Genomic DNA, 6,029 nt, shown 5'->3' with positions numbered 1-6,029 from the left:
GCCCCTCGCAGCCGTCAACGCCATGATTTATATGCGAAATATCACGATTACGACAGCGAAATCAGCGACTTACTTGGAGAATGTGGGTCGAGACCGCGTCGATTTCCGCCCGGCTGCCGGTCAGGCCGATCATGCGCGGATGAATCGCCGCGGCGAAATCCTTCAGCATCTCGGGCGTATCGCGCCGCGGATCCACGGTAATGAAGACCGGCGTCGCCCGTATTCCGCGTTCCTCGGGGATCGAAACCGCCTCGGCATTGCGGGCATTGTCCATCGGGCAGACACCCGGGCAACAGGCATAGCCGAAATAAGGCAGCGCCGGTTCGGCAAGGACCCGTGTATCCGTCACCCGCCGGCCATTCTGGTCGGTCGGCGCGAACGGCCCGCCCAGTCCGGCCGTTCCGCCCTGGGCGGCGCCCTCGCGGCTGGGGGCGAAGGCATCGGCCTCGGCCCGGGCCAGCCACGGCGCGCCCGTCACCAGCAGCAGGCCCGCAGCGAGACTGCCGAGGATCAGGATCTTTGCGTCTTTGCCCATCGTCGCGCGTCCTTGCCGCCCGCTGCATTGATCGCCCATCCGGCCATGGGTATCAATGCCAAAGCCCGTCCGAACCCGGAGATCCCGCTTGCCCATCGGCCTCGTATCCCGCCGCATCGACCTGCTTCCCGGCCAGCCGGGCCCCGAGCCGATCCGGCTGCGGACGCTGATCCTGCTGCGCTGGGTGGCGATCGCCGGCCAGCTGGCGGCGGTGGGCGCGGCGCTGGCGATCGGGGCGAAGTTTCCCCTGGCCGCGGTGCTGGGGGTGATCGGGCTGGCCATCGTGCTGAACCTTGGCCTGTCGCTGCGGCCGGGCCGGCGGATCTCGGCGCGCGAGGCGGCCTGGCAGCTGGGCTTCGACCTGGCGCAGATCGCGGCGCTTCTGGCCCTGACCGGGGCGCTGGAGAATCCCTTTGCGCTGCTGCTGCTGGCGCCTGTCACCATCGCCGCGACGGCGCTGCCGGGCCGGCACCTGCTGGCGCTGGGGGTGGCGACTTTCGCCATGGTGACACTGGCGGCGATCTTCGCCCAGCCGCTGACCTTCGTGCCCGGGCGGCTGTCGCTGCAGCAACCGCTGCTGGTCGGGCACTGGTTCGCCATCGTGATCGGCGCGCTGTTCTTTGCGGCCTATGCCAGGCTGGTCGCGGCCGAGGTCAGCGCCACCTCGGACGCGCTGTTCGCCGCCCGCATGGCGCTGGAGCGCGAGCAGAAGCTGCAGCACCTGGGCGGCGTGGTTGCCGCCGCCGCGCATGAGCTGGGCACGCCGCTGGCCACCATCAAGCTGGTCAGCGCCGAACTGGCCGACGAGCTGTCCGAGGCGCTGCCCGACCGCAAGGACCTGGCCGAGGACGTCGCGCTGCTGCGCCAGTCCGCCGACCGCTGCCGCGACATCCTGAAGTCGATGGGCGGGGCCGGGCGCGACGATCTGCTGATCCGCTCGGCGCCGCTTTCCGAAGTGCTGTCCGAGGCGGCGGCGCCGCATCGCGGCCGCGGCGCCGAGATCCTGCTGGAACCCGGCGCCGAGGATCCCATCGTGCATCGCGACGCCGCCGTGATCCACGGCCTGCGCAACCTGATCCAGAACGCGGTGGATTTCGCCTCCGAGCGCGTGACGATCGAGACCGGCGTGGATCGCCGCGACATCCGCGTGCGGATCAGCGACGACGGGCCGGGCTTTCCGCCGGCACTGCTGCCCCGCATCGGCAGCCCCTTCCTGACCACCCGGCCGCGGGCCGAGGACGAGCGCAGCTACGAAGGCATGGGCCTGGGCCTGTTCATCGCCAAGGCGCTGCTGGAACGCTCGGGCGCGCGGCTGCGCTTCGGCAACGGCACCCGCGGGGCCGAGGTGACGGTGACCTGGCCGCGCGAGCTGATCGAGACCGAGAATCGCGGCGCGCTGGGGCAGAACCCGGAAATTCGCGCCTGAGCCTCCGCGCGTTAACCACTTCTTAAAACATCGCGCTATAGTTGTGTCCCTGTGGTTTGCTCATGGGTTCCTGCGATGGTTGCGCATTTCCTCATCGCCTTTGCCGCGGCGGCGCTGGCCGTGCTGCTGGCGCTGCTGCTGATCCGGCTGGTGGACGGGCGCATGGCGGGGCGCCGCGCCGCGCGCGGCCTGGACCTGGGGATCGAGCCCATCGTGTTCCTGTTCCGCGACCAGGTTCTGCTGGATGCCACCGGCCCGGCGCGGGCCCTGCTGGCCACCCTGCCGGGCGAAGGCGACTGGCAAAGGCTGACCTGCTGGCTGGGGATGCGCCTGCCCGAACTGGGCGTGGTCCTGCCCGACCTGGGCGGCGCCGCGCGGCTGGAGCTGAAGGAGCGGGCCGCGGCCAATCCCCTGCGCCTGCTGGCCGAGGATCTGGGCGACGGCACGCTGCGCCTGACCCTGGCCGATCCCTCGGCCGAGAATGCCGGCATCCTGGTCGATTCGCTGTCGCTCGGCGCCATGGAGCAGGAACTGGAGATCCTGCGCAGCACCATGGACCATTCGCCGATGCTGGCCTGGCGCCAGGACCGCCAGGGGCAGGTGACCTGGGCGAACTCGGCCTATCTGCAACTGGCCGAGGCCAAGGCCGACGGCCAGACCGTCTGGCCGCTGCCGCCGCTGATCGACCTGGCGGCGCGGCCGCCATTCGGCGCCGGCCCGGCAAGGCGCGTGCAGGTCGAGCATGACGGGCAAAGCCGCTGGTACGACTGCCATGTCCACGAGATCGCGGAGCAGACCGTCGCCATCGCCCTGCCCGCCGATGCTGCCGTGCGGGCCGAGCGCAGCTTGCGCGAATTCGTGCAGACCCTGACCAAGACCTTCGCCGACCTGCCCATCGGGCTGGCGATCTTCGACCGCGACCGCAACCTGCAGCTGTTCAATCCGGCGCTGATCGACCTGACCGGGCTCGCCACCGGTTTCCTGACCGCGCGTCCGACGCTGCATGCCTTCCTCGACCGGCTGCGCGAGGCGCGGATGGTGCCCGAGCCCAAGGATTACCGCAGCTGGCGCCACCAGATGAACACGCTGGAGGCCGCGGCCGCCTCGGGCCACCATGTCGAGATGTGGTCGCTGCCCGGCGGCCAGACCTATCGCGTCACCGGCCGCCCGCATCCCGACGGTGCGGTGGCCTTCCTGTTCGAGGACATCACCTCGGAAATCTCGCTGACCCGCAAGTTCCGCGCCGACCTGTCGCTGGGCGCCGAGGTGCTGGATGCGCTCGAGGATGCGGTGGCGGTCTTCGCCGCCAATGGCGAGCTGCTGATCTCGAACCGTCGCTATGCCGGGCTTTGGGGCGCCGCCGCGCCCGCCACGCTGGACGACCATATCGCCATCTGGCTTGGCGCCTGCGGCCAGAGCCCGGGCCTTGCGGCGCTGCGCGAGGCGCTGATGTCGGCCCTGCCCGACGAGCCCCTGCGCGGCGCCATGGCCGGGCCTTCGGGCGGGCTGCTGTCCTGGGGGCTGCGCGGGCTGTCGGGCGGGCGGGTGCTGCTGAACTTTGCCGCGCCGGTCCCGACCCTGCCGCTCGGTCGCGATGCTCCGCTTGCGGCCGAAGCCCCCACCTCGGCGCAGGCGGCCGCCGACATGCAGCGCGCCATGACCGGATGACGATCCCCCTTGCCCGCCGGTCGCGCCTGCGCTTCCCTGCGTCAGGACTGGCAGGGGATCGGAAACGAGGGGATCGGAGATGGCGGCAAGCCGACGACAGGGCCTGAGCATCGGCCCCGACCTGCTGGGTGGGCGGCGGGTGCTGTTCGTGATGGCGGTGGACGCGGAATACGGGCCGCAGCTGCGCGCCCGCATCTCGCCGCTGATGACCGGCGTCGGCCCGGTCGAGGCGGCGGTGCAGCTGACCGCGGCCCTGGCGCAGCTGGCGGCGTGCGACGAACTGCCGGAACTGGTGGTGTCGCTGGGCTCGGCCGGATCGCGGCAGTTGCGGCAGCTGGGCGTCTATCAGGTCGCCTCGCTGGAATATCGCGACATGGACGCCTCGCCCCTGGGCTTTCCCCGGGGCGTGACGCCGCTTCTGGACCTGCCCGCCCGGATCGAGCTGCCGCACCGGATCCCGGGCCTGGCCGCGGCCAGCCTTGCCACCGGCGCCAGCATCGTCAGCGGCGGGGATTACGACGCCATCGCCGCCGAGATGGTGGACATGGAAAGCTTCGCCGTGCTGCGCGCCTGCCAGCATTTCGGCATCCCGCTGATCGGGTTGCGCGGCATATCCGACGGGGCCGAGGATCTGCGGCAGTTGTCGGACTGGACGCAATATCTGCACCTGGTCGACGCGCGCCTGGCCGAGGCGGTGGATCGCCTGGCCGAGGCCCTGCGGCAGGGCGAACTCGGACTCTGAGGGCCGGGCCGCGGCCTTGGGGATCCCAGGGTGGCGCCTTGTCCCGATCACGCGCGGAAGCGGCGGTTGCCAGATTGAAGTGCTGCGGGACTGTAACTCTTGCCCCGGTCACCCACGGAAGCGGCGGTTGCGGCCGGGGCGGCGGGATCGCTCCGCCGCCCGCCAGTCGTCATCCGCCAAGGGCGTCGTAGCGCCGCTCCCACGCCTCGGCCCGGCGCGAGATCGCCGCCAGTTGCGCCGCATCGACGGCGGCGCTGTCGTCCAGGATGTCGGCCGCGCCCCTGAGCTTCTGGCGCTCTTCGAACACGGCCTGCTTCACATCGCTCTTGCTGGGCTTGCTGGTCATATCGGTTCCTCCGAGGGGCGCGCCTGGTTGCGCACACCCCGACCATACCATGCTTGGATCAATTTTTCACGATAAAAGCTATCGTCATTCACGACAAACGTGGCATGCGCATCAAGCCGTTGCAATATCTCGGGAATCCTGACGGCGGGACAGCACAATTCCGCGACCGGGAGGGCCGATGGCGGTCCTTGGCCGGCACGGTTTCCGTGATCGCGGGGGATGGCCGATTCGTCCTTTGATCCCCTGCCGCCTCGGTCATCGTCCCGCGTTCCACGCGGTTCGGCTGCCGGGCCGGGCCTGCGGTCGCGGCGGCGGTCGCCGCGGGACTGCTGCTTCCTGTCCGTAGCGGCACCGGCAAGGCCGTCGCCGGCGGTCGGCCTGACCGGGGGTAAGGAAAGTGCCTCGCCATGCAGCATCGCGGCCCTTCCAGTCCGGCCCTGACCTGCGGCGTGAAACCACCCATTCTGCGGCAGGCCAGCCCGAATCGCCGGCCCCGATCGCCGGTCCGAAAGCCGCCCGCATCCACTGCCCGAAACCCGCCCAGCCTGCCGCCCGCCCTGCTGCCCAGCCAGCAGCCCGCGCCGCTTGTGCCTAGCTTGAGCGGGTTTGATTTGCCTGACCGCCCTCGGCCGATCTAGTCTGGTCGCATGGTCACGATTGCGCATCTTTCCCGTCCCTACAGCCGCGCCGAGCGGGTCAGCGACGGCGTGGTCCATGTCATCGGCGTGGCGCTGGCGCTGATGGCGGTGCCGGCGCTGATCGCGCTGACCGTGGCCTCGGGCGCGGGGACGGCGGCGGTGGTCGGCGCCTCGGTATACGGCACCACGCTGATCCTGATGCTGACCTTCTCGGCGCTTTACAACATGATCGACAATCCGCGATGGACCGGCCTGCTGCGGCGCCTGGACCATTCGGCGATCTACATGAAGATCGCCGGCACCTACACGCCCTTCACGCTGCTGTCCGGCAGCCAGGCCAGCGGGCTGCTGGCCGGGCTATGGACGGCGGCGGCGCTGGGACTGTCCCTGAAGATCATCGCCCCCGCCCGGCTGAAATGGCTGGCACTGACGCTTTATCTGGCAATGGGCTGGGCGGGGCTTTATGCCGGCGGGGCCATGCTGGCCGGCCTGCCCGCCGGGGTGCTGGCGCTGATGCTGACCGGCGGCGGGCTTTACACCGTGGGCGTGCTGTTCTTCCTGCTGGAACGGATGCCGTTTCACAACACCATCTGGCATGTCTTCGTGCTGAGCGGCAGCGTGATCTTCTTCATCGCCGTCGCGCTCTGCATCGCCAGCTGGCCCGTGGTCTGACC

Annotated in this window: 6 protein-coding genes; 4 read left to right on the top strand and 2 right to left on the bottom strand. The window is 70.3% G+C overall.

Annotated elements, in window-relative coordinates; all coding sequences use genetic code 11:
* Window positions 1-61 precede the first annotated feature (61 nt).
* Window positions 62-535, bottom strand: coding sequence for an SCO family protein (locus tag I9P22_RS13960; protein WP_199260083.1), 474 nt, complete (start codon window positions 533-535; stop codon window positions 62-64).
* Window positions 536-623: 88 nt separating this feature from the next.
* On the opposite strand from I9P22_RS13960, the gene I9P22_RS13955 reads away from it, so the two are divergent.
* From I9P22_RS13955 to I9P22_RS13945, 3 genes are all read left to right on the top strand, one after another.
* Window positions 624-1,961: an ActS/PrrB/RegB family redox-sensitive histidine kinase gene (locus I9P22_RS13955; RefSeq protein WP_199260082.1), complete on the top strand. Its 1,338-nt coding sequence runs from the start codon at window positions 624-626 to the stop codon at window positions 1,959-1,961.
* Between the two features lie 75 nt (window positions 1,962-2,036).
* A complete protein-coding gene (locus tag I9P22_RS13950) occupies window positions 2,037-3,629 on the top strand; it encodes a PAS-domain containing protein (protein WP_199260081.1) in 1,593 nt (530 codons plus the stop codon).
* Window positions 3,630-3,708: 79 nt separating this feature from the next.
* A complete protein-coding gene (locus tag I9P22_RS13945) occupies window positions 3,709-4,371 on the top strand; it encodes a 5'-methylthioadenosine/S-adenosylhomocysteine nucleosidase (RefSeq protein WP_233253395.1) in 663 nt (220 codons plus the stop codon).
* Between the two features lie 169 nt (window positions 4,372-4,540).
* Here the strand turns inward: I9P22_RS13945 and I9P22_RS13940 are convergent, their stop codons facing one another.
* On the bottom strand, window positions 4,541-4,717 hold the full coding sequence (locus I9P22_RS13940; RefSeq protein ID WP_199260080.1) for a hypothetical protein: 177 nt from the start codon (window positions 4,715-4,717) through the stop codon (window positions 4,541-4,543).
* Between the two features lie 647 nt (window positions 4,718-5,364).
* On the opposite strand from I9P22_RS13940, the gene trhA reads away from it, so the two are divergent.
* Entirely contained in the window at window positions 5,365-6,027 is a 663-nt protein-coding gene (gene trhA / locus I9P22_RS13935) for a PAQR family membrane homeostasis protein TrhA (protein ID WP_199260079.1), read from the top strand.
* Window positions 6,028-6,029: the final 2 nt, after the last annotated feature.

The organism is Paracoccus binzhouensis (assembly GCF_016446475.1).
Lineage (GTDB): Bacteria > Pseudomonadota > Alphaproteobacteria > Rhodobacterales > Rhodobacteraceae > Paracoccus > Paracoccus binzhouensis.
Note: the sequence above shows the minus strand (reverse complement) of the source record. Positions and strands in the feature narration are given on the sequence as shown.

Excerpts from the sequence above, each read along its gene's own strand:
- I9P22_RS13960 (WP_199260083.1), bottom strand. The coding sequence starts at position 535 with ATGGGCAAAGACGCAAAGATCCTGATCCTCGGCAGTCTCGCTGCGGGC.
- I9P22_RS13950 (WP_199260081.1), top strand. The coding sequence starts at position 2,037 with ATGGTTGCGCATTTCCTCATCGCCTTTGCCGCGGCGGCGCTGGCCGTG.
- I9P22_RS13945 (WP_233253395.1), top strand. The coding sequence starts at position 3,709 with ATGGCGGCAAGCCGACGACAGGGCCTGAGCATCGGCCCCGACCTGCTG.
- I9P22_RS13940 (WP_199260080.1), bottom strand. The coding sequence starts at position 4,717 with ATGACCAGCAAGCCCAGCAAGAGCGATGTGAAGCAGGCCGTGTTCGAA.
- trhA (WP_199260079.1), top strand. The coding sequence starts at position 5,365 with ATGGTCACGATTGCGCATCTTTCCCGTCCCTACAGCCGCGCCGAGCGG.